Here is a 21080-nt window from a genome sequence, read left to right as displayed (position 1 = left end):
TCGCGGACCTGGCTGAGCACCGTCATGGTTCCTCAATCGAGGGTCGCGGTCCGTGGACGGTGATCTTTGGCTACGCCAGGCTATCCGCTGCCACCGACAACGACAGCGGGCCGGAAGACGTGTGTCCCCCGGCCCGCCGAGATCGCGGCATTCGCGGCGCGTTACGCGTCCACCTTCTCCATGACCTCGTCGCTGACGTCGAAGTTGGCGAAGACGTTCTGGACGTCGTCGCTGTCCTCCAGCGCGTCGATCAGCTTGAAGATCTTCTTGGCGCCCTCCTCGTCCAGCTCGACCTGCATGGTCGGGACGAAGTTGGCGTCGGCGGAGTCGTAGTCGATGCCGGCGTCCTGGAGGGCGGTGCGGACCGCGACCAGGTCGGTGGCCTCGCTGAGGACCTCGAAGCTCTCGCCGAGGTCGTTGACCTCCTCGGCGCCCGCGTCGAGCACGGCGGCCAGCACGTCGTCCTCGGTCAGCTCGCCCTTGGGGACGATCACGACGCCCTTGCGGTTGAACAGGTACGACACCGAGCCCGGGTCGGCCATGGAGCCGCCGTTGCGGGTCATGGCGACGCGGACCTCGGAGGCGGCGCGGTTGCGGTTGTCGGTGAGGCACTCGATGAGCACGGCCACGCCGTTCGGGCCGTAGCCCTCGTACATGATCGTCTCGTAGTCGGCGCCGCCGGCCTCGAGACCGCCGCCGCGCTTGACCGCGGAGTCGATGTTCTTGTTCGGGACCGACTGCTTCTTGGCCTTCTGGATGGCGTCGTAGAGCGTCGGGTTGCCCTCGATGTCGACGCCGCCCATGCGGGCCGCGACCTCGATGTTCTTGATCAGCTTCGCGAAGAGCTTGCCGCGCTTGGCGTCGATCACGGCCTTCTTGTGCTTCGTCGTAGCCCATTTAGAGTGGCCGGACATCTGCCTGTCTCCTTCGCGTAACCCATCTCAGCAACGAACGCAGGAATCCTACAAGGAGTCGGCTGCCCGGTCCGCCCGCACCATGTCGACGAACAGGGCGTGGACGCGGTGGTCGCCGGTCAGTTCCGGATGGAACGACGTGGCCAGCGCGGTGCCCTGACGGACCGCGACGATGTGGCCGTCGTGCTCGGCGAGCACCTCGGCCGCGGCGCCGACGGACTCGACCCACGGGGCACGGATGAAGACGCCCTCCACCGGGTCGCCCTCGATGCCCCGGATGCCGACGGCGGCCTCGAAGGACTCGTTCTGCCGTCCGAAGGCGTTGCGGCGCACGATCATGTCGATGCCGCCGATGGTCTCCTGGCCCGAGCGCGGGTCGAGGATCTTGTCGGCGAGCATGATCATGCCGGCACAGGTGCCGTAGACGGGCATGCCGTCCCGCACACGCGCGCGGAGGGGCTCCATCAGGCCGAACAGGACGGCCAGCTTGGAGATGGTGGTGGACTCGCCGCCGGGGATGACGAGGCCGTCGACCTCGGCGAGTTCTTCGGGGCGCCGCACCGGCCTGGCCACGGCATCGGCCGCGGCCAGGGCGACGAGGTGCTCCCGTACGTCGCCCTGGAGGGCCAGGACGCCTATGACGGAGGTGTCGCTCATGGATTCCTGTGCCTTACCAGCCGCGGTTGGCGTAGCGCTCGGCCTCGGGGAGGGTGTCGCAGTTGATGCCGACCATGGCCTCGCCCAGGTTGCGGGACGCGTCCGCGATGATCTTCGGGTCGTCGTAGAAGGTGGTGGCCTTCACGATGGCGGCGGCGCGCTTGGCCGGGTCGCCGGACTTGAAGATGCCGGAGCCGACGAAGACGCCCTCGGCGCCGAGCTGGCGCATCAGGGCCGCGTCGGCCGGAGTGGCGACGCCGCCGGCGGAGAACAGCACCACGGGGAGCTTGCCGAGCTCGGAGACTTCCTTGACCAGCTCGTACGGGGCGCGCAGCTCCTTGGCGGCGGCGTACAGCTCGTTGTTGTCGTAGCCGCGCAGACGGGCGATCTCGTTCTTGATCTGGCGCAGGTGGCGGACGGCCTCGACGACGTTGCCGGTGCCGGCCTCGCCCTTGGAGCGGATCATCGCGGCGCCCTCGGCGATGCGGCGCAGGGCCTCGCCCAGGTTGGTGGCGCCGCAGACGAAGGGGGTGGTGAAGGCGAACTTGTCGCTGTGGTTGACCTCGTCGGCCGGGGTGAGGACCTCGGACTCGTCGATGTAGTCGACGCCGAGGGACTGCAGGACCTGGGCCTCGACGAAGTGGCCGATGCGGGACTTGGCCATGACCGGGATCGAGACGGCGTCGATGATGCCCTCGATCATGTCCGGGTCGGACATGCGGGCGACGCCGCCGTCCTTGCGGATGTCGGCGGGGACCCGCTCCAGGGCCATGACGGCGACGGCGCCCGCGTCCTCGGCGATCTTGGCCTGCTCCGGCGTGACGACGTCCATGATGACGCCGCCCTTGAGCTGCTCGGCCATGCCGCGCTTCACTCGGGCGGTGCCGGTCTCGGGAGCCTGGTTTTCGGAGATGGACACGGGTGACCTCACTGATGGGAAAGAGGGTTTTCTGCAGCACTGAGGAAACGTGAGAGAACCAGGCCACAGCAAGGGCCAATGGGAACGCCGTGGATCCTTTTGCGACGGACGGCCGGAAAACGACAGGTGAACCGGGTCAGGCGGCCCGGTCCACCAGGGCCGCCGGGGGCTCGTCGTCCATTTCGAAGGCCATCGGGAAGGGCGCGTGACCCGCCAGGCGGAACCAGCGCACCTTGCGGTGCCGGCGCAGGGCCCGGGCCGCCCGTACGGCGTCGTTGTGGAACCGGCGGGCCATCGGCACCCTGCGGACCGCCTCAGTGAGCTCCCGGGCCGCTTCCTCTCCCCCGGGCGCCTCGCGCACCGCTTCCACCTGCGGGGCCTCCCCGAAGACGGCCCGCAGCGCCTGGCTCAGTTCGCTCTCCGCGATCTCCCGCTGCTCCTGCTCGGCCTGCCGGGCGGCGTGCGCGGCCTCGTACAGCACGATCGAGGCGGCCGGGTCCAGGACTCCGGAGGTCGCCAGTTCCTGCGCCACCGAGGCCCGGCGCAGCAGCTGCGCGTCCAGGGCGGCCCGGGCGGCGTCGATCCGGGCGTGGAGACGGTCGAGCCGGCCGGCGGTCCAGCTCAGGTAGAGCCCGATCGCGACCAGGGCGACGGCGATCCAGATGAGAGTGGTGGTCACGGGCGGCAAGGCTAGCGGCCCGCGCGACCCGGGCGTTCACCCCGCCCTGGCTGGGGCGAGGGCAGCGACCGGGCGTCTCCGGGCCAACCGGCCGACTCGTGGCCGGCGACTGCCTCCGGACGACTCACGGCGAGCCCTCCAGCCCTGGCCGGCGACTGCCACCAGACGATTCCCCGCGAACCCTCCAGCCCTGGCCGGCGACTGCCACCAGACGATTCCCGGCGAGCCTCCTGCCTTGGCGGGCGACTGTGACCGGAGACTCGGGGCGTACCGACTGACCCTGCCCGGGTTGCGGCCTGGGGCGGGCGCCCCGGCCCGGCCTTCAAGCCAGGCGGCTACGCGAACCTGTCGGCCCGGCACTCAGCCCCGGCGGGGCATGGGCACCCCGCCGCCCCCGGCAGCCGGCCCCCACCCGAGTACAGCCATCCGGATCCAGCCGCTCCCCGGCCCGCCCGTCAGTCCCGGGCGAACCCCAGCCGCCCCCACCACCCGGTCGTCCGCTCGTCCTCGGCGACCGCCGCCGCTCCGGCCGTCACCGTCTCGTAGACGGAGAGGATGTCCGCGCCGACGGTCGACCAGTCGAAGCGCCGTACGTGGGCGCTCCCCCGCTCGCGCAGCTCCGTCCGCCGCTCCGGGTCGGCCAGGAGCCGTACGGCCGCGTCGGCCAGGGCGTCGGCGTCCTCGTTGGGGAACAGTTCACCGGCCGCGCCCCGGTCCAGGACCTGGGCGAAGGCGTCCAGGTCGGAGGCGAGGACGGGGGCTCCGGCGGACATGGCCTCGACGAGGATGATGCCGAAGCTCTCGCCGCCGGTGTTGGGCGCGACGTACAGGTCGACGCTGCGCAGGAAGCGGGCCTTGTCCTCGTCGCTGACCATGCCGAGGAACTCGACGCGCGAGCGCAGCTCGGCCGGCAGGGACTCCACCGCCTCCTCCTCGTCACCGCGCCCGGCGACCAGCAGCCGGGTCTGCGGGCGCGCGGCGAGGATCTTCGGCAGGGCCTTCATCAGCACCGGCAGTCCCTTGCGGGGCTCGTCGATGCGCCCTATGAAGCCGATCGTGTCGCCCTGCCACTCCGCCTTGGGCTCGGCCTCCGCGAAGAAGCCGACGTCGACGCCGTTCGGGATCACGACCGCGTCGCCGCCGAGGTGCTCCACCAGCGTGCGGCGGGCGTACTCGCTCACGGCGATCCGGGCGCTGATCTTCTCCAGGGCGGCCTGGAGGATCGAGTACGCGGCGATCATCGCGCGGGAGCGCGGGTTGGAGGTGTGGAACGTCGCCACGATCGGCCCCTGGGCGGCCCAGCAGGTCAGCAGGCCCAGGGAGGGCGAGGTCGGCTCGTGGATGTGGATGACGTCGAACGAGCCGTCGTGCAGCCAGCGGCGCACCCGGGCGGCGCTCAGGAAGCCGAAGTTCAGCCGGGCCACCGAGCCGTTGTACGGCACCGGCACCGCGCGCCCGGCCGAGACGACGTACGGCGGCAGCGGCGTGTCGTCGTCGGCGGGTGCGAGCACGGACACCTCGTGGCCGAGGCGGATGAAGTACTCGGCGAGGTCCCGGATGTGGAACTGGACGCCGCCCGGTACGTCCCAGGAGTACGGGCAGACGATGCCGATTCTCACGGGCGCCCCTTCTCGGGGTCGAGGTCCGCGAGCCACAGGCGCTGCAGCATGTGCCAGTCCTCCGGATGGTCGGCGATCCCGGTGGCGAAGGCGTCGGCCAGCGCCTGTGTCATGACGGACGTCTTCTCGGCGCGCGTACCTGACCCTGGCACCTCGACCGGCGGGTGGACGCGGCCGCGCATCACGGGCGAGTCGTCGTACCAGAGCGTGACGGGCAGCAGCAGGGCGCCGGTCTGCTGGGCGAGCAGGGCCGGTCCGGCCGGCATGCGGGCCGTGTCGCCGAAGAAGTCCACCTCGACGCCGGAGGCGGACAGGTCGCGGTCGGCGACGAGGCAGACCAGGCCGCCGTCGCGCAGTCGCCGGGCCAGGGTGCCGAAGGCGGTGCCGCCGCTGTGCGGCAGGACCTCCATGCCCAGGCCCTCGCGGTAGGCGACGAACCGGTCGTAGAGCGTCTCGGGCTTCAGGCGCTCGGCGACCGTGGTGAAGGGGATGCCGAGCTTCGTCGTGACCCACGCGCCGGCGAGGTCCCAGTTGGCGAGGTGCGGCAGGGCGAGTATGACGCCCTTGCCGGCGGCCATGCCCTCGGTGAGGTGGTGCAGGTCCTTCGCCTCGAAACCGCCCTTGATCCGCTCCTTGCTCCAGGCGGGGAGGCGGAAGGACTCCATCCAGTAGCGCAGGTAGGAGCGCATGCCCGCGCGGGACAGCTCGGCGAGGCGCTCGGGGCTCGCGCCGGGCACCACGCGCGCGTAATTGCTCTCCAGACGCTGCACGCCCTTGCCGCGCTGCTTCCAGGCCAGGTCGGCGATGGTCCGGCCGAGCCGTGCGGCGACCGGCTCGGGGAGCTTCTTGACCGTGCCCCAGCCGAGGCCGTACAGCGCGTTCGTCAGCCGGTCCTGAGCGCTCACGTGGCCGCCTCGCTCCCGTGGGAGGCGTTCTGCTGCTCGCCCTCGTCGTCCTGCTCGCCCTGCGCGGCCGCCTCGCCCTGCGCGGCCGCCTCGGCCTCCGCGGACTCCCGGCGGACCGTGACGACCCGCTGGATCAGCGTGACGAGGCTGCCGACGGCGACGATCCACAGGGCCACGGGCAGCAGGTACTGGATGCCGGGGACGCCGAACGCGTGCAGGCCCGCGAGACCGGCTGCGACCAGGGAGATCACCAGACGCTCGGCCCGCTCGACGAGTCCGTTGACCGCGACCGGCAGGCCGATCGACTCGCCCCGGGCCTTGGTGTAGGACACCACCTGCCCGCTGGCCAGGCAGAAGATCGAGACGGCGCACAGGACGAGGTCGTCGCCCCCACCGGCGTACCACAGGATGAAGCCGCCGAAGATCGCGCCGTCGGCGACCCGGTCGAGCGTGGAGTCCAGGAAGGCGCCCCAGCGGCTGGAGCGGCCCAGCTGACGGGCCATGTTGCCGTCGACGAGGTCGGAGAACACGAAGAGCGTGATCACGACCGTGCCCCAGAAGAACTCGCCCATGGGGTAGAAGACCAGCGCGCCCGCTACCACACCGGCGGTGCCGATGAGGGTGACCGTGTCGGGGCTGACGCCCCGGCGGATGAGAAACGCGGCGAACGGTGTGAGGACACGCGTGAAGAATGCACGCGCGTACTTGTTCAGCATGGCCTTCCCGAGGGTCGGTGTCGCCGTCTGGCCCCTGCTGGCCACCGGCTGGCCCATCGTAGTCACGCGCGCGCGTGGGCGAGGTGCGGGCACCCTGACCCCTTTCGGGGGAACCCGCGGGCCGCTGGTGGTCGGCGCAGTCGCGTCGTTCGTATGGACGCACCGTGACGGGAGTGGGAAGGTCGAATGACCGCGGGCGTCGCCGGAGCCGCACCGCACGCGGACTCCGCGTGTCCGCGCCCACAGTGACCTCACCGTGCACGGGAGGCAGGACCATGGGCGACAAGGCACAGACACACCCTGGGGCCGCCGGCAGGGCACAAGCGGCCGACCACCCTCAGTCCGTACGGAATGTGGTGCTGGTCGGCCACTCCGGATCGGGCAAGACCACGTTGGTGGAAGCCCTCGCACTGACGGCGGGGGCGGTGAACCGGGCGGGCCGCGTGGAGGACGGCGGCACCGTTTCCGACTACGACGACATCGAGCACCGGCAGCAGCGCTCGGTACAGCTCTCCCTGGTGCCCGTCGAGTGGGACGGCATCAAGGTCAACCTTCTCGACACCCCCGGATACGCCGACTTCGTCGGTGAACTCAGGGCCGGTCTGCGCGCGGCGGACGCGGCCCTCTTCGTCGTCTCGGCCTCGGACGGCGTGGACGGCTCGACCCGCATGGTGTGGGAGGAGTGCGCGGCCGTGGGCATGCCCCGGGCCATCGTCGTCACGCACCTGGAGTCGGCGCGTTCCGACTTCGAGGAGATGACCCGCAGCTGCGCCGAGGCCTTCGGCGCGGACGACCCCGACGCGGTCCTGCCGCTCTACCTGCCGCTGCACGGCCCCCAGGCGGCCGACGGGCACGCACCCGTGACCGGGCTGATCGGGCTGCTGTCGCAGAAGCTGTTCGACTACTCGACCGGCGAGCGCAAGGAGTCCGAGCCGGGCGAGGACCAGCTGCCGCTGATCGAGGAGGCCCGCAACCGGCTCATCGAGGGGATCATCGCGGAGAGCGAGGACGAGACCCTCATGGACCGCTACCTCGGCGGGGAGCCGGTCGACGTCAAGACGCTCATCGAGGACCTGGAGCGGGCCGTCGCGCGCGGGGTCTTCTTCCCCGTCCTGGCCGCCGCCCCGGCGGGTGAGGGCTCACGGCAGGGACTCGGCACGGTGGAGCTGCTGGAGCTGATCACGCGGGGCTTCCCGACGCCGCTGGAGCACGAGACGGTGCGGGTGACGACCATCGACGGCAAGCCGCGCGAGCTCAGGCCGTGCGACCCGGACGCCCCGCTGGTCGCGGAGGTCGTGAAAACCTCCTCGGACCCGTACGTGGGGCGGCTGTCGCTGATCCGGCTGTTCTCCGGCACCCTGCGCGCCGACCAGACGGTCCACGTCTCCGGGCACGGGCTGGCCGACCGCGGGCACGAGGACCACGACGTCGACGAGCGGATCGGCGCCCTGTCCACGCCGTTCGGCAAGCAGCAGCGCCCGGTGTCGCACGTCATCGCGGGCGACCTGGCCTGCGTGGCGAAGCTGAGCCGGGCCGAGACCGGCGACACCCTGTCCGCCAAGGACGACCCGTTGCTCATGGAGCCCTGGCAGATGCCCGACCCGCTGCTGCCGCTGGCCATCCAGGCGCACAGCAAACCGGACGAGGACAAGCTGTCACAGGGCCTGGCCCGGCTGGTGGCCGAGGACCCGACGATGCGGCTGGAGCAGAACCAGGACACCCACCAGGTGGTCCTGTGGTGCCTGGGCGAGGCGCACGCCGACGTCGCCCTGGAGCGGCTGCGCAGCCGGTACGGCGTCCAGGTCGACGTCGTCCCCCACCGGGTGTCCCTGCGCGAGACGTTCGCGTCCAGGTCGGCGGGCCGGGGCAGGCACGTCAAGCAGTCCGGCGGGCACGGGCAGTTCGCGATCTGCGAGATCGAGGTGGAGCCGCTGCCCGGCGGGTCCGGCATCGAGTTCGTCGACAAGGTCGTGGGCGGCGCGGTGCCCCGGCAGTTCATCCCGTCGGTGGAGAAGGGCATCAGGGCCCAGGCGGCCAAGGGCGTTGCGGCCGGGTACCCGCTCATCGACGTACGGGTGACCCTCCTGGACGGCAAGGCGCACTCGGTGGACTCCTCCGACGCCGCCTTCCAGACGGCCGGCGCGCTGGCGCTGCGGGAGGCCGCGGCCGACGCGAGGATCCATCTGCTGGAGCCGGTCGCCGAGGTGTCGGTGCTGGTCGGCGACGACTTCGTGGGCGCCGTGATGAGTGATCTGTCGGGACGGCGCGGCCGGGTGCTGGGCACCGAGCAGACGCCGGGCGGGCGCACCCTGATCCGGGCCGAGGTGCCGGAGATCGAGATCGGCCGGTACGCGATCGACCTGCGGTCGATGGCACACGGCACGGCGGGGTTCAGCCGCCGGTACGCGCGCCACGAACCGATGCCGCAGCAGGTCGCGGACCGGGTGCGTGAAGAGGAGCGCAAGGCCTCGTAGTTGGCGCCGGGCGCCCCCAAGTGCCCCTCTGACGGCTCCCTTCCGCGGGGGCGGGCGGCTTAACAGGCCGGCCGCCCCCGCCTGCCGGTCCGGACGGATACGCTGATGACCTGATCAACAGGTGTGCGGAGCGCGGAAGTCGGGAAGGCCGCAGATGCGGATGCGGCAGCGATGGGGGCGGCAGTGACGGACGGATTCGACTTCAGCCCGGGAGCCCAGGTGCCCCTGGCGGGTGCGAGCGGCCAGACGGCGGCGACCTATGCGCTGGCCGCTGCGGCGTACCGGGACGACGAGGTCACCAAGATCCTGGCCGCCGACAACGAGTGGCACCAGTCCAAGGTGACTCCCCCGCGCCCCTGGGCGAAGATCTTCCGGCCCCGGTTCGGCGAGGCCTTCTCCCGCGCGGTGATCGACCGGATGCTGGGGGCCGGGCGCAACCCGGTGATCCAGTCCTTCGGCATCGAGCCCCAGGTCGTCGTCGAGCACTGCCTGGCGGCCCACCGCATCCGCCGCGACCGCGACAACTGGCTGTCGGCGATCACGGTGATCTGCGGGGTGCTCTTCCTGCCCGGCTTCCTCGTGTGGCTGCTGGTGTTCACGCTGCGCACCACCATGGCCAAGCGCGAGGACAAGCGCGCGGGCGCTCTCGCCACGACGTTGCTGGTCGCCGTGGGCGCGCTGGCCGTGCTGTTCCTGATCCGCATGCCGTTCACCGGCTTCTGGGCCCTGTACGGACGTGCGGCGGTGATCATGCCGGTCGTCGGCTGGTTCTGGGCCAAGCAGATCTGCGAGCGGACCGCCCGCGATCTCCGGGAGCGCTGGTCGAGCCTGCTGTCGGGCGGTGGCGTGGGAGCCAAGATCCCCGAGGCCGTCCCCGGCAACCCCGGTGACGCGGCCGAGCAGGTCCGCAAGGAGCTGGCCCGCCTCGCCGCCGAGCAGCGGTCCAACTCGGTCTTTTACGCCGGTCCCAAGGGCATACTCGGCATGGGCACCCGCTGGGGCAGCTGGCAGCTGGCCGAGGAGCTGGTCTCCGCCGAACCGGGCAAGGAGTTCCACCCGTTCCGCAGCTGGGACGTCATCGTGGCGATCCAGGGCGGTCTCGGCATGCTGGAGCGCACCTCGATCAACACCGGCGGCTTCCCCAAGCCGTCCATCACGCACTGGATCGTCTCGCCGATCGGCGAGAAGGCGACGGAGGTGTCGCGGCCGAGCGGCACGGACGTCGACGCGTACACGGTCCGGACGCACGCCGTGCAGGACATCTGCAACAAGCAGCAGTTCGGCAGCGGCGACCGGCACTACCTGGGCGTGCAGTGGACCCTGTGGGACGGGCATCTGGTGATCACGATGCTGATCACGGTGACCGTGCTGCACGACACGCTGCGCATCGAGGTCACCGGGCACGCCCTGGGGCCGGTGAACCCCCTGTTCAACGAGAAGCCGGCGGCCAAGGAGAAGGCGGTGCAGAAGGCCTTCCGGTTCTGGGAGACCCGCACCGTGAAGCTCCCGCTGATCGACGCCGACGAGGTGGTGCGGCTGGCCGCGCGCGCCCCGCTGACCTGGTACCCGCCGCTGCTGAACTGGCTCGGCGGCAGTCTGACGCTGCCGGAGCCGTTCGGTCTGCGGCACGCGTGGGCCGACCAGCCGTGGCGGCACCGGTTCATGGCCGACGACGCGCTGCGGGCGGCGACGCCTGTGCTGCGGGTGGTGCATGCGGCGGCGCTGAAGGTGCTGCGGGAGAACGGGGTGGACGTGGAGAAGTTCGGCTCCAGGTCGGCGGCGCTCAGCGGGGCGGTTCAGGAGGCTTCGCCGAAGAAGGCCGACGTCTACGACGCGTAGGCAAGTGGGCGCCGCCGCCCCGCTTTACGAAGGCCAGCTCTCCGCCAGCATCTTCCGCGTGTCCGCCAGCAGCTGTGGCAGCACCCGCGTGTGCCCCACCACCGGCATGAAGTTCGTGTCCCCGCCCCAGCGCGGCACGATGTGCTGGTGCAGGTGCGCCGCGATGCCCGCGCCGGCGACCGTGCCCTGGTTCATGCCGATGTTGAAGCCGTGCGCGCCGGAGGCCGTGCGCAGGGCCGTCATGGCCTGCTTGGTGAGTTCGCCGAGCTCGGCGGTCTCCCCCGGCGTGAGGTCGGTGTAGTCGGCGACGTGCCGGTAGGGCACGGTCATCAGGTGCCCGCCGTTGTACGGGTAGAGGTTGAGCACCGCGTAGACCTGCTCGCCGCGCCGGACGACGAGCCCGTCCTCGTCGGACTTGGCCGGGATCGAGCAGAAGGGGCAGCCGTCGCCGGCGCCCGGGCCGGTGGGCTTGTTCTCGCCCTGGATGTAGGCCATCCGATGGGGCGTCCACAGACGCTGGAACGCGTCCTGCGTCCCCACTCCCAGCTGCTGCTCCGGCTCACTCGTCATGCAGTGCAGCATATGGCGTCGAGCCGGGGCGACGGCAAAGGCCCCCGGGATCTCCCCGGGGGCCCGAACGCCGTGTGATCAGACCTGCGCGCGCTCCTCGACGATCTTCTGGATCTTCGCGATGGCCTCGTCGAAGGGGATGCCGTTCTCCTGCGAGCCGTCGCGGTAGCGGAAGGACACCGACTCGTGGGACATGTCCTCGTCGCCAGCGATGACCATGAAGGGCACCTTCTGCTTCTGGGCGTTGCGGATCTTCTTCTGCATACGGTCGGAGGAGGAGTCGACCTCGACGCGCAGGCCCTTCTTCCTGGCCGCGGCGGCGAACTTCTCCAGGTACTCGACGTGCGCGTCGCCGATCGGGATGCCGACGGCCTGGACGGGGGCGAGCCACGCCGGGAAGGCACCGGCGTAGTGCTCCAGGAGCACCGCGAAGAAGCGCTCGATCGAGCCGAACAGCGCACGGTGGATCATGACGGGACGCTGCTTGGAGCCGTCAGGACCCGTGTACTCCAGGTCGAAGCGCTCCGGCAGGTTGAAGTCGAGCTGGATCGTCGACATCTGCCAGGTGCGGCCGATGGCGTCCTTGGTCTGGACGGAGATCTTCGGGCCGTAGAAGGCGGCGCCGCCCGGGTCGGGCACCAGGGGCAGGCCCTGCTTCTCGGCGACCTGGCGCAGCGTCTCCGTGGCCTCCTCCCAGGCCTCGTCCGAGCCGACGAACTTCTCCGGGTCCTTGGTGGACAGCTCCAGGTAGAAGTCGGTCAGGCCGTAGTCGCGCAGCAGGCCGAGGACGAAGGTGAGCGTCTTGTCGAGCTCCTCCGACATCTGCTCGCGCGTGCAGTAGATGTGCGCGTCGTCCTGGGTGAAGCCGCGGGCCCGGGTCAGGCCGTGCACGACGCCCGACTTCTCGTACCGGTACACCGTCCCGAACTCGAAGAGGCGCAGCGGCAGTTCACGGTAGGAACGCCCGCGCGCGTCGAAGATCAGGTTGTGCATCGGGCAGTTCATGGGCTTGAGGTAGTAGTCCACGCCCTCGTCGAGCTGCATGGGCGGGTACATGCCGTCGGCGTACCAGTCCAGGTGGCCCGAGGTCTCGAAGAGCTTCCCCTTGGTGGCGTGCGGGGTGTAGACGAACTCGTAGCCCTCTTCCTCGTGGCGGCGCCGCGAGTAGTCCTCCATGACCCGGCGGATGACGCCGCCCTTGGGGTGGAAGACGGCGAGGCCGGAGCCGATCTGCTCCGGGACGGAGAACAGGTCGAGCTCGCTGCCGAGCTTGCGGTGGTCGCGCTTCTCGGCCTCGGCGAGGAACTCCAGGTGCGCCTTCAGCTCGTCCTTGGTGGGCCAGGCGGTGCCGTAGATGCGCTGGAGCATCGGGTTCTTCTCGCTGCCGCGCCAGTAGGCGGCCGCGTTGCGCATCAGCTTGAACGCCGGGATGGCCCGGGTCGACGGCAGGTGGGGGCCCCTGCAGAGGTCCTTCCAGCACAGGTCGCCGGTCTTGGCGTCCAAGTTGTCGTAGATCGTCAGCTCGCCGGCGCCGACCTCGACGTCCGCGCCGTCGTCGGAGGAGGCGGAGCCCTTGAGGCCGATCAGCTCCAGCTTGTAGGGCTCACCGGCCAGCTCCTCGCGGGCGGCCTCGTCGGTCACCACGCGGCGGGAGAAGCGCTGCCCGCGCTTCTGGATCTCCTGCATCTTCTTCTCGATGGCCTTGAGATCCTCGGGCGTGAACGGCTTCTCGACGTCGAAGTCGTAGTAGAAGCCGTCCTTGACGGGCGGGCCGATGCCGAGCTTGGCCTCGGGGAAGAGCTCCTGCACGGCCTGCGCCATGACGTGCGCGGTGGAGTGGCGCAGGATGTTCAGGCCGTCCTCGGAGGAGATCTCGACGCCCTCGACCTCGTCGCCCTCGGAGACGGCGTACGACAGGTCCCTGAGCTCGCCGGCCACGCGCGCGGCGATGACCGAGCGCTCGCCGACGAAGAGCTCGGCGGCCGTAGTGCCCGTCGTCACCACGCGTTCTTCCCGCTCGGAATCGCGCTGGATGATCACACGGACGTCTGACACCGGTCTCTCCTGACTGAAGGGGGCTGCGGGCGCCATACCGGAGCGCGCGCACGAGTAAGGATCGTACCGACCCGGGACCGCCCTACGCGAAATCAGTCCCCGCAGTCCCCTCCGCAGGCCTCCTCGAAGAAGGCCGCCACCCCGGCGTTCTCCTGCAGCGCCTTCATCAGCCGGTCCCGCTCGGCGTCGTCGAGCTGCACGGGGACGACCCCGTGGGCGCCGGTGAGGCGACGGAATCCGCCCCGGCTCTCCAGCCGCCCCTGCACTCGCACCGGGAGTCCGACGAGGTGGGCGTGCCCGGCGATCCGGTAACCCTCCTCGTCGAGGGTGATCCGGACGTTCGGCACGTCGGCCCCGGCCAGCACACGCAGCCGTACGGTGCCGTCGCCGCGCGGCCCGGACCTGCGCAGCCGTACCACCGCTCCCGTGATCCGCACCGGGACGGCGGGTTCCTCGCGCAGGTAGCGGGCGCCCGCCTCGCGGAGCACGGCCAGGTCGCCGGGCGAGAACTCGACGGGCTCGGCGGAGGGCGCGCAGCCCTCGGGCACCCCGGCGGCCGGGGCCCACTCGACGGCGATCCGGGCGCCCTCCGTGCCGCGGACGAGGGCGACGAGCGCCTCGGTGAGCTCGTGGCTCACTCCTGCCTCGACGGCGGCGTCGAAGGCGTCCATGCCGCCGGTGGCCCGCTGGTAGTCGATGGCCTCCCGGGCGGCGAACAGGGCCTGGTGGAGGCGTACGGCCAGGGGGCGGCCGCCTGCGACGGGCACGAAGGCGGTGAGGCGGCCGTCGGTGGCGGAGCCGACCAGGACGTGTCGCAGGGCCGCGGCGGCGGAGCGGCGGTGGCGGGCACCGTGGTAGCCGGCCCGGGCGCGGGTGGCGAGGGCGGCGGCGAGCAGCATCCGGCGGGCGGCGCCGCGCAGCCGGTCCTCGACGGTCCAGGAGGCCGCGCCGGCGGGTCCGGCGGGGACGTCGTGCCACCAGCGGATCTCGTCGCTGGGCACGGCGAGGGAGACGAGGACCTCGCGGGCGGAGGGCGAGCCGCTGCGGGACAGGGCGAGCAGGGCCTCGCCGAGCAGGTCGTCGCTGTCGGGGAAGGCGCGGGTCTCGGGTACCAGGAGGCTGGTGCCGCTGCCGCCGGGGCCGGGCGGGGTCCAGCGACCGTAGCGTCCGGGGGCGCCGCCGCGCCGCTGCCAGCCGTGCCGGCGCAGCAGGGCGCTCAGCACGGCCGGGTCGACCTCGGCGGGTTCGGGTGCGGGGCCTGCCGTGTCGACGGGGTGGGGCCGCACGGGCCTCAGTGGTTCCTCGGTCGGGCGGTGCGTCACGGTTTCCCTCCCGTCCCGACCCGCGTCATGATCTCGCACAGGGCCCGGTCGTCGAAGATGCGTGCGGTCGGTATGCGCACGGTGGTGCGGCGGCGGCCGGTGATCGGCTGTCCTGCGAGGTTGGTCCAGTAGCAGCAGTGCCTCAGGTCGAGCCCGTCGTGGCCGGCGCGCAGCCAGTCGTCCTGGGCGCGCGGCACCAGCATCACCACGAGGATCTTGTGCACCGACACGGGTGTGCGGGCGAGCTTCGCCAGGTGGTCGTTGTCGAGCGTGAAGGAGAAGGTGCGGCCGGGCGGGTGGGGCGGGACCTGGTACGTGGCCTTGAGCTGCACCTTGATGGTGACCTCGTCGTCGACCGTGTGCCCGGGGGCGCTGTGGCTGACGTGCCAGTCGATGCCGTTGTCGGGAAAGGGCTGGGACAGCGAGCAGCCGGCGGCCGCCGCGACGGCGTGCAGATAGCCGACCTGCAGTGTCTCCATGCAGGCGGTGGTGGCGAGAGTGCCGCGAGAGGGAGCCGTGCGCTCGGGCAGCAGCCCGCCCCGTTCGGGCTGCGCTATGGCCATGGCCAACAGCCTTCCAGAACAAGTGATTCCCCGCTGCGGGCCGCTGAACTGCAACAACCCGTACTCCTGTTGTCTCCTTCCGGCGTACGGCGCAAACAGCCCGGGTATCACCGAATCGGGCAGCGGACGGTGCGTCAACTGCCGAAGGTGAACGAGGGGTTGTGTGGCTATGACGACGAACTGGTTCGAGGGGCCGCTGGCCGCCTTCGACACGGAGACGACGGGCGTGGACGTCGAGACCGACCGGATCGTGTCGGCCGCCGTCGTCGTCCAGGACGCGCCGGGCATCCGGCCGCGGGTGAGCCGTTGGCTGGTGAACCCGGGGGTGCCGGTGCCGGCCGAGGCGACGGCGGTGCACGGGCTGACGGAGGAGCACCTGCGGCTCAACGGCCGGTGGCCGGCGCCGGTGATGTACGAGATAGCGCAGGCGCTGGCCGAGCAGGCGCACGCCGGGCGACCGGTCGTGGTGATGAACGCGCCGTTCGATCTGACCATGCTGGACCGGGAGTTGCGCCGGCACCGCGCCTCGGCACTCGGCCGCTGGTTCGAGTCGGCGCCGCTGTCCGTGCTGGACCCGCGGGTCCTGGACAAGCACCTGGACCGCTACCGCAAGGGCCGCCGCACCCTGACCGACCTGTGCGCGCACTACGGCGTCGCCCTGGAGGGCGCGCACGACGCGGCGGCCGACGCCGTGGCGGCGCTGGAGGTCACCCGGGCGGTGGGCCGCCGGTTCGCGTCCCGGCTGGAGCGTCTCGCCCCGGGTGAGCTGCACACCCTGCAGGCGGTGTGGCACGCCGCGCAGGCGCGGGGCCTGCAGGCGTGGTTCGCGCGCAGCGGTGTGGACGAGGCGGTCGACCCGGCGTGGCCGCTGCGTCCGGACCTGCCGGCGGCGGCCTGAGCCCGGCGCGGGGGCCCGCGAAGGCATGAAAAAACCGGTCCGTCTATGACGGACCGGCTGTTTCCGGTGGGCGATACTGGGTTCGAACCAGTGACCTCTTCGGTGTGAACGAAGCGCTCTCCCACTGAGCTAATCGCCCGGGAACGCACTGAACCATACAGGTCCGGGCAGGCTTCCTTCAAACCGCTTCGAGGTGCCGGAGGAGTCCGCGCCGCCCGGAGCGCATCATCAGCGCGTGGTTGGCGCGGAAGACGGGCCGCCCCGGTACGGCGAACCGCCGCAGCAGCGGCTTGCGCACGCTGACGACCTGGTCGTAGCGCGCCAGACTGCCCGTGCCGTGCGGTGTGACGGTCCAGCGCGCCCAGCCCTCGATGTCCCCGGACAGGGCGGTCTCCAGCACACCGGCCGCGGGGTCGCGCCGCACCTCCCGCGCCGTGAACGTCATGTCGTACGGCAGGACGGAGCGGATGCGGATCACCCCGGTGGTGTCGTCGAGCCGGGTCACCTCCCGGACCTGGCGCCACCAGCTCGGGTACTCCTCGGGGCGTTCCAGCACGTCGTAGACGGTGGCGGGGGGGTGCGGGCAGGGGCCACAGACTGCGGAAGCGGTAATGGTTCCAGTCCATCCCGGCAGTCTGCCCACGCGCGGCACGGACTGTCTGAGTACGCGCCTGAGTACCCGCACTCATGCCGTGCCGGGTGACGCGGACCACACTGCGATCCATGACCCACCTTCCGCCCCCGGCCGAGGAACTGCGGCTCCTCGACACCGAACTCCGGCAACTGGACGCCCGGCGTGCCCAGTTGCTGACCCGTCGCGCCTGGCTGGTCGCGGCACTGCAGCAGACGCAGCAGCAGTCGCGGCCCTGGGCCTCGGCGACGCCCCCGATCACCGTATCGCCGCGCCCCGAGACGGCGGCGCCCAGCGTGCAGAACGTGCTGCTGGTCCTCGGCGGTGTCCTGCTCACCCTCGCGGCGGCGGTGTTCACCCTGGTCAGCTGGGGCCAGATGGGGATCACCGGGCGTGCCCTGGTGCTCGGCGCGGTCACCCTGGCCACGCTCGCCGCACCCGTGGCCCTCCTGAAGCGCGGGCTGCGGTCGACGGCCGAGTCCGTGGCGGGCCTCGGGCTCGCCCTGACCGTCCTGGACGCCTACGCCCTGCACGCGGCGGCCCTCTCCGGGACGGACGGCACCGGGTACGCGGCGGCCGCGTCCGCGGTGCTGGCGGTGGCCTGGTCGGCGTACGGCCTGCTGCCGGTCACGGCCGCGCTCCGTCTGCCCCTTCCCTGCGCCGTGACCGCGGCCCAGTTCCCGCTGGTGCTGTGGGCCCTGTCCGCCGACGCGGGTGCGTATGCGGTCACGGCCGCGCTGCTGGTGACGGCCGGGCTCGACGCGGTGGCGGTGGTGCGGCTGACGGCCGGGGCCCCGCGGATCACCGCCGTAGTCGGTGCGTACGGCATGGGTGGCTGGGGTGTTCTTGGGGCCGGCTGGCTGTCCTTGACGGCCGGCGGCCCGGGTGACGCTTCCCGTGCCGGGGCGCTGCTCCTGTCGGCGGCGGCGATCGCCCTGGGTACGGCCCGGCAGGAGCCGGGCAGGAAGCACGCCCTCGGCCTCGCGATCGTGTCCGGGCTGCTCGTGGTGGCCGCACTCGGCGGGGTGGCCCGCTCGGTGGTGCCCTCGCAGTGGGCGGTTCCGGCTCATCTGGCCGCCGGTGTGGCCCTGTTGGGGGCGGTGCGGGCCGAACGGCTCCCGGACGCGATGCGCAGGGGCTTCGCATGGGCCTGCGGTGCGGTACAGGCGCTGGCGGTGCTGTGGACGCTGCCCGTCGTCGCCGTGGTGCTGCTGGGTCCGGCCGTCCGGCTGGACCGGGTGTGGAGCGGTGCTCCGGCTGACGCCCGTGCGGCGGTGGCCGCCGGTGTGCCCTGGCCGCCGGACACGGCACCGGCTCCCCTGGTGCTGGTGGCCGTGGCCGCCGTGCTCGCCCTGGCGGTCCGCGCGCAGGAGTGGCGTGGGCGGGCCCGGCTGGGTGCCGCGGGGCTGCTGTGGGCCACGGCTCTGATACTGCCCGCGGTCTTCGAGGCTCCGTACGCCGCGGGGTTGCTGGTCCTGGGCGTCGTCACGGCGGTCGCGCTGTACGCGTGCCGGGTCACGGAGGGGGCCGCGCAGGTCACGGCCCTCGTCCTCGCCTTGGTCACGGCCGCCGGCCTCATCCTGGTCGCGCTCGCCTCCCAGTCCGCGACCCTGGCCGTACTGTCCGTGCTGACGGCGCTGTTCGCAGTGGTCTCGTGGCGGGCGGGCGTCGCCCCCTTCACCGCTCCGGCCGCTCTGGTGCACGCCGCCGCGCTGGCCGCCGCGTCCGGTGCCGCGGCGGACTGGCCGCCGGCCCGGACCGCCCTGCCGGTGCTGGCCGTTGCCGGTGCCGCCGCCGTGCTGGCGGCGCGCCTGGGCGCATCGCGGGCGACGGTGCCCGTCGAGGCCGTGGGGGCCGGCGTCGGTCTGTTCGCCGTGGCTCTCGCCGTCACCGACCCGCCGGTGCTCGCCCTGGTGCTGGCCCTGTGCGGGGTGATCGCCGCGGGCACGGCCCTGCGCGAGGAGCGCCGTCCCGTCGGCTACCCGGCCACGGCCCTGTTCGTGCTGGCCGCGTGGGTACGCCTGGCGGCCTGGGACGTGGGCACGCCCGAGGCGTACACGCTCCCGGTGACCCTCCCGGCGCTGCTCGTCGGCGCCCTGCGCCGGCGCCGCGACCCGCAGACCTCCTCCTGGACGGCGTACGGCGCCGGCCTCACCGTCACGCTCCTGCCGAGCCTGGTCACGGCCTGGGCCGACCCGTACTGGACCCGGCCACTGCTGCTGGGGGGTGCGGCCCTGCTGGTCACGCTGCTGGGTGCCCGGCACCACCTCCAGGCACCGCTGGTGCTCGGCGGCTCGGCGCTGGCCCTGGTCACCCTGCACGAACTCGCCCCGTACGTCGTGCAGGTGACAGGGGCGCTCCCCCGCTGGGCGCCTCCCGCCCTCGCCGGGCTCCTGCTGCTCGCCCTCGGGGGAACGTACGAGCAGCGCATCCGGGACGTCCGTCGGGTGCGGGAGGCCCTGGGGAGGATGGACTAGGTACGCCGAGGCCGTCTCGACTGCGGACAAGTCCCGTGATGTCATACGTTCTCCGATCGGCCGCCGCGGCAGCGGCACGCGCGGGTGGGGACAGGGGGCATCATGGCGGAGCCGGGGGAATCGCCCGACCAGGGGACGTTGGAGCGCCTGCTCTCGGTGGTGGGAGCGGGAGCCGTGGAGTTGCACACGGCCCCGGGGGGACTGCGGACGCGGGTCACCGGTGTGCATGTGCTGGACGCCCTGGAACCGGTCATCCGACCGCGGGAGTTACTGCTCGCGGTCGGCGTCGACCCGGGCTCGGCGCAGGCGGTCGACGTCGTGCGCCGGGCCGGTGAGGCCGGTGCGGCGGGTGTGGTGTTCGGTCCTGGACGTCCGGCACCCTCCGCGCGGGCGCTGCAGGCGGCCGCGGAGGAGGGCGGCACGGCGGTGCTCTTCCGCACCGCCTGGTGCACCTGGGCACAGCTCGTGGGAGTGCTGAGGGCCGGACTTGCCGCGGCGGGTGCTCCCCCGATGCCCGCTGCCGGCGGCGTACCCCTGGGAGATCTGGACTCCCTGGCCGATGCGGTGGCCGCCCTGGCCGGAGGCTCGGTGACGATCGAGGACACGGAGTCGCGGGTGCTGGCGTACTCGTCCACCGAGGAGAACGTGGACGAGATGCGCCGCTTGACCATCCTCGGCCGCCGGGTGCCGCCCTGGCGGGTGGCGGCCATGCGGGAGGCGGGGTTCTTCCAGGCGCTGTGGGGTGCGGGCGATGTGCTGCACCGGCCCGCCCACGGGCAGGACCCGGAGCGTCTGGTGGGCGCCGTGCGGGCGGGCGGAGAGGCACTCGGGTCCATCTGGGTGGCGGCGGTGGCCGGCCGCCCCCTGGCGCCGAACGCCGCGGAGACGCTGCGCGCGGCGGCCCGGACCGCCGCGGCCCACCTGCTCCACCACCGCACCCACAGTTCGGACGGCCGGCTGGTGGAGGACGCGGCCCGGGCGCTGCTGGAGGACCGCGGGTCCGTCGAGGTGCTCGCGGAGCGGGCCTCGCTGCCGCCCCGGGAGCCCTGCGCCGTCCTGGCGGTGGGCCGAGGGTCCGGGCACCCCGCGGACGACGGTTCCTCCGGGCTGTACGGCCTGCTGTCCCTGCACTGCGCGGCCCTGGGCCACCGCGTCGTGGTGGTCCCGGCGGGCGGCGGGGCCTGGGTGCTGGTGAGCGGGCTGGGGCGCGACGCGCGGCGGGCCGACGAACAGGTGAGGCGGCTGGGGAGCGCACTGGCCGATCAGCTGTCGGCGACGATCGGCTCGCCGGTGAAGGCGGGGCTCGGCGACGTGGTCCCCGGCCTGGCGGGGGCGCCCGCATCACGCCGGTCGGCCGAGCGGGCCCTCCAGGCGCTCCTCGCGACCGACGGACCGCACACCGTCGCGCGGAGCGAGGACGTCGCGGACACCGTGGGCATCCTCCAGGTCGTCGAGGCGCTGCGCGAGGTGACGCTGCCGGCGCGGACGTCGGTGGCCCGGCTGAAGGAGTTCGACGCCGATCACAACGGCAGTTGCCTGGTGGAGACCCTGCACGCCTACCTTGACCACTTCGGTGACGTCTCCGCCGCCTCGCGCGCGCTGGGCGTGCACGCCAACAGTCTGCGCTACCGGTTGCGCCGGATCAGGCAGGTGTCGGGGCTGGACCTGGAGAGTCCCGACGCCCGGCTGCTCGCCCAGGTGCAGCTGCGCTTGGGCGGAGAGTCCGACGGCGCACGCCCCTGAGGGTCCGGCACCGAGAGGCGAGCGGGCGCGAAGCCGGCCGCCGTTCGGCCGGGGCCACCATCGCAGGGCCCCGCTTTTGTCGAATCGCCCAACGCCGGG

At 72.4% G+C, this 21080-nt stretch carries 16 protein-coding genes, 1 tRNA gene and 1 pseudogene; 5 read left to right on the top strand and 13 right to left on the bottom strand.

Features of this window, described 5'->3' with window-relative positions:
* Window positions 1-161: 161 nt before the first annotated feature.
* The 7 genes from OO68_RS19250 to pgsA all read right to left on the bottom strand — a co-directional run bounded on the left by OO68_RS19250 (window position 162) and on the right by pgsA (window position 6466).
* Entirely contained in the window at window positions 162-914 is a 753-nt protein-coding gene (locus tag OO68_RS19250) for a YebC/PmpR family DNA-binding transcriptional regulator (RefSeq protein WP_033309637.1), read from the bottom strand.
* A 48-nt stretch (window positions 915-962) separates the two neighbouring features.
* Complete coding sequence (gene pdxT / locus OO68_RS19245) at window positions 963-1571, bottom strand: pyridoxal 5'-phosphate synthase glutaminase subunit PdxT (protein ID WP_033309636.1); 609 nt, start codon at window positions 1569-1571, stop codon at window positions 963-965.
* A 13-nt stretch (window positions 1572-1584) separates the two neighbouring features.
* Window positions 1585-2490 (bottom strand): pyridoxal 5'-phosphate synthase lyase subunit PdxS, encoded by a 906-nt coding sequence (pdxS, locus tag OO68_RS19240; RefSeq protein WP_030843057.1) that lies wholly within the window; start codon window positions 2488-2490, stop codon window positions 1585-1587.
* 136 nt (window positions 2491-2626) lie between these two features.
* Window positions 2627-3169 (bottom strand): LemA family protein, encoded by a 543-nt coding sequence (locus OO68_RS19235; protein ID WP_033309754.1) that lies wholly within the window; start codon window positions 3167-3169, stop codon window positions 2627-2629.
* Window positions 3170-3624: 455 nt separating this feature from the next.
* A complete protein-coding gene (locus tag OO68_RS19230) occupies window positions 3625-4788 on the bottom strand; it encodes a glycosyltransferase family 4 protein (RefSeq protein ID WP_033309635.1) in 1164 nt (387 codons plus the stop codon).
* A complete protein-coding gene (locus OO68_RS19225; protein ID WP_033309634.1) occupies window positions 4785-5693 on the bottom strand; it encodes a phosphatidylinositol mannoside acyltransferase in 909 nt (302 codons plus the stop codon). The genes OO68_RS19230 and OO68_RS19225 overlap by 4 nt, the downstream gene beginning before the upstream one ends.
* A complete protein-coding gene (gene pgsA, locus OO68_RS19220; protein ID WP_051814724.1) occupies window positions 5690-6466 on the bottom strand; it encodes a phosphatidylinositol phosphate synthase in 777 nt (258 codons plus the stop codon). The genes OO68_RS19225 and pgsA overlap by 4 nt, the downstream gene beginning before the upstream one ends.
* Window positions 6467-6684: 218 nt before the next feature.
* On the opposite strand from pgsA, the gene OO68_RS19215 reads away from it, so the two are divergent.
* Both OO68_RS19215 and OO68_RS19210 read left to right on the top strand, forming a co-directional pair.
* On the top strand, window positions 6685-8883 hold the full coding sequence (locus tag OO68_RS19215; RefSeq protein WP_033309633.1) for an elongation factor G-like protein EF-G2: 2199 nt from the start codon (window positions 6685-6687) through the stop codon (window positions 8881-8883).
* Window positions 8884-9054: 171 nt separating this feature from the next.
* Window positions 9055-10722 (top strand): AbeC-like domain-containing protein, encoded by a 1668-nt coding sequence (locus OO68_RS19210; RefSeq protein WP_033309632.1) that lies wholly within the window; start codon window positions 9055-9057, stop codon window positions 10720-10722.
* A gap of 24 nt (window positions 10723-10746) precedes the next feature.
* Here the strand turns inward: OO68_RS19210 and OO68_RS19205 are convergent, their stop codons facing one another.
* The 4 genes from OO68_RS19205 to OO68_RS19190 all read right to left on the bottom strand — a co-directional run bounded on the left by OO68_RS19205 (window position 10747) and on the right by OO68_RS19190 (window position 15232).
* Window positions 10747-11304 (bottom strand): HIT family protein, encoded by a 558-nt coding sequence (locus OO68_RS19205; protein WP_033309631.1) that lies wholly within the window; start codon window positions 11302-11304, stop codon window positions 10747-10749.
* Between the two features lie 66 nt (window positions 11305-11370).
* The gene (gene thrS, locus OO68_RS19200; RefSeq protein WP_033309630.1) at window positions 11371-13347 is read right to left on the bottom strand and encodes a threonine--tRNA ligase; all 1977 of its coding nucleotides are present in this window, start codon (window positions 13345-13347) and stop codon (window positions 11371-11373) included.
* 92 nt (window positions 13348-13439) lie between these two features.
* The gene (locus OO68_RS19195) at window positions 13440-14669 is read right to left on the bottom strand and encodes a hypothetical protein (RefSeq protein ID WP_033309629.1); all 1230 of its coding nucleotides are present in this window, start codon (window positions 14667-14669) and stop codon (window positions 13440-13442) included.
* Window positions 14666-15232, bottom strand: coding sequence for a DUF4365 domain-containing protein (locus OO68_RS19190; RefSeq protein ID WP_033309628.1), 567 nt, complete (start codon window positions 15230-15232; stop codon window positions 14666-14668). Before OO68_RS19190 ends, OO68_RS19195 begins: the two co-directional genes overlap by 4 nt.
* A 169-nt stretch (window positions 15233-15401) precedes the next feature.
* Between OO68_RS19190 and OO68_RS19185 the strand changes: the two genes are divergently transcribed.
* Window positions 15402-16130: a 3'-5' exonuclease gene (locus OO68_RS19185; RefSeq protein WP_033309627.1), complete on the top strand. Its 729-nt coding sequence runs from the start codon at window positions 15402-15404 to the stop codon at window positions 16128-16130.
* A 67-nt stretch (window positions 16131-16197) separates the two neighbouring features.
* Here the strand turns inward: OO68_RS19185 and OO68_RS19180 are convergent.
* Window positions 16198-16269 (bottom strand) — tRNA-Val (locus OO68_RS19180).
* A 39-nt stretch (window positions 16270-16308) separates the two neighbouring features.
* Window positions 16309-16756: pseudogene (locus OO68_RS42355) on the bottom strand (SRPBCC family protein).
* A gap of 97 nt (window positions 16757-16853) precedes the next feature.
* Between OO68_RS42355 and OO68_RS46300 the strand changes: the two are divergent.
* Window positions 16854-19238: an SCO7613 C-terminal domain-containing membrane protein gene (locus tag OO68_RS46300; RefSeq protein WP_245237057.1), complete on the top strand. Its 2385-nt coding sequence runs from the start codon at window positions 16854-16856 to the stop codon at window positions 19236-19238.
* Between the two features lie 102 nt (window positions 19239-19340).
* Entirely contained in the window at window positions 19341-20981 is a 1641-nt protein-coding gene (locus OO68_RS19165) for a helix-turn-helix domain-containing protein (protein ID WP_033309626.1), read from the top strand.
* The last annotated feature ends 99 nt before the right edge of the window (window positions 20982-21080 follow it).

Source organism: Streptomyces iakyrus, from assembly GCF_000717055.1.
Classification (GTDB): Bacteria; Actinomycetota; Actinomycetes; order Streptomycetales; family Streptomycetaceae; genus Streptomyces; species Streptomyces iakyrus.
Note: the sequence above shows the minus strand (reverse complement) of the source record. Positions and strands in the feature narration are given on the sequence as shown.

Excerpts from the sequence above, each read along its gene's own strand:
- OO68_RS19190 (WP_033309628.1), bottom strand. The coding sequence starts at position 15,232 with ATGGCCATAGCGCAGCCCGAACGGGGCGGGCTGCTGCCCGAGCGCACG.
- OO68_RS19210 (WP_033309632.1), top strand. The coding sequence starts at position 9,055 with ATGGGGGCGGCAGTGACGGACGGATTCGACTTCAGCCCGGGAGCCCAG.
- OO68_RS19250 (WP_033309637.1), bottom strand. The coding sequence starts at position 914 with ATGTCCGGCCACTCTAAATGGGCTACGACGAAGCACAAGAAGGCCGTG.
- OO68_RS19165 (WP_033309626.1), top strand. The coding sequence starts at position 19,341 with ATGGCGGAGCCGGGGGAATCGCCCGACCAGGGGACGTTGGAGCGCCTG.
- pgsA (WP_051814724.1), bottom strand. The coding sequence starts at position 6,466 with ATGGGCCAGCCGGTGGCCAGCAGGGGCCAGACGGCGACACCGACCCTC.
- OO68_RS19215 (WP_033309633.1), top strand. The coding sequence starts at position 6,685 with ATGGGCGACAAGGCACAGACACACCCTGGGGCCGCCGGCAGGGCACAA.
- OO68_RS19205 (WP_033309631.1), bottom strand. The coding sequence starts at position 11,304 with ATGCTGCACTGCATGACGAGTGAGCCGGAGCAGCAGCTGGGAGTGGGG.
- pdxT (WP_033309636.1), bottom strand. The coding sequence starts at position 1,571 with ATGAGCGACACCTCCGTCATAGGCGTCCTGGCCCTCCAGGGCGACGTA.
- OO68_RS46300 (WP_245237057.1), top strand. The coding sequence starts at position 16,854 with ATGACCCACCTTCCGCCCCCGGCCGAGGAACTGCGGCTCCTCGACACC.
- OO68_RS19185 (WP_033309627.1), top strand. The coding sequence starts at position 15,402 with ATGACGACGAACTGGTTCGAGGGGCCGCTGGCCGCCTTCGACACGGAG.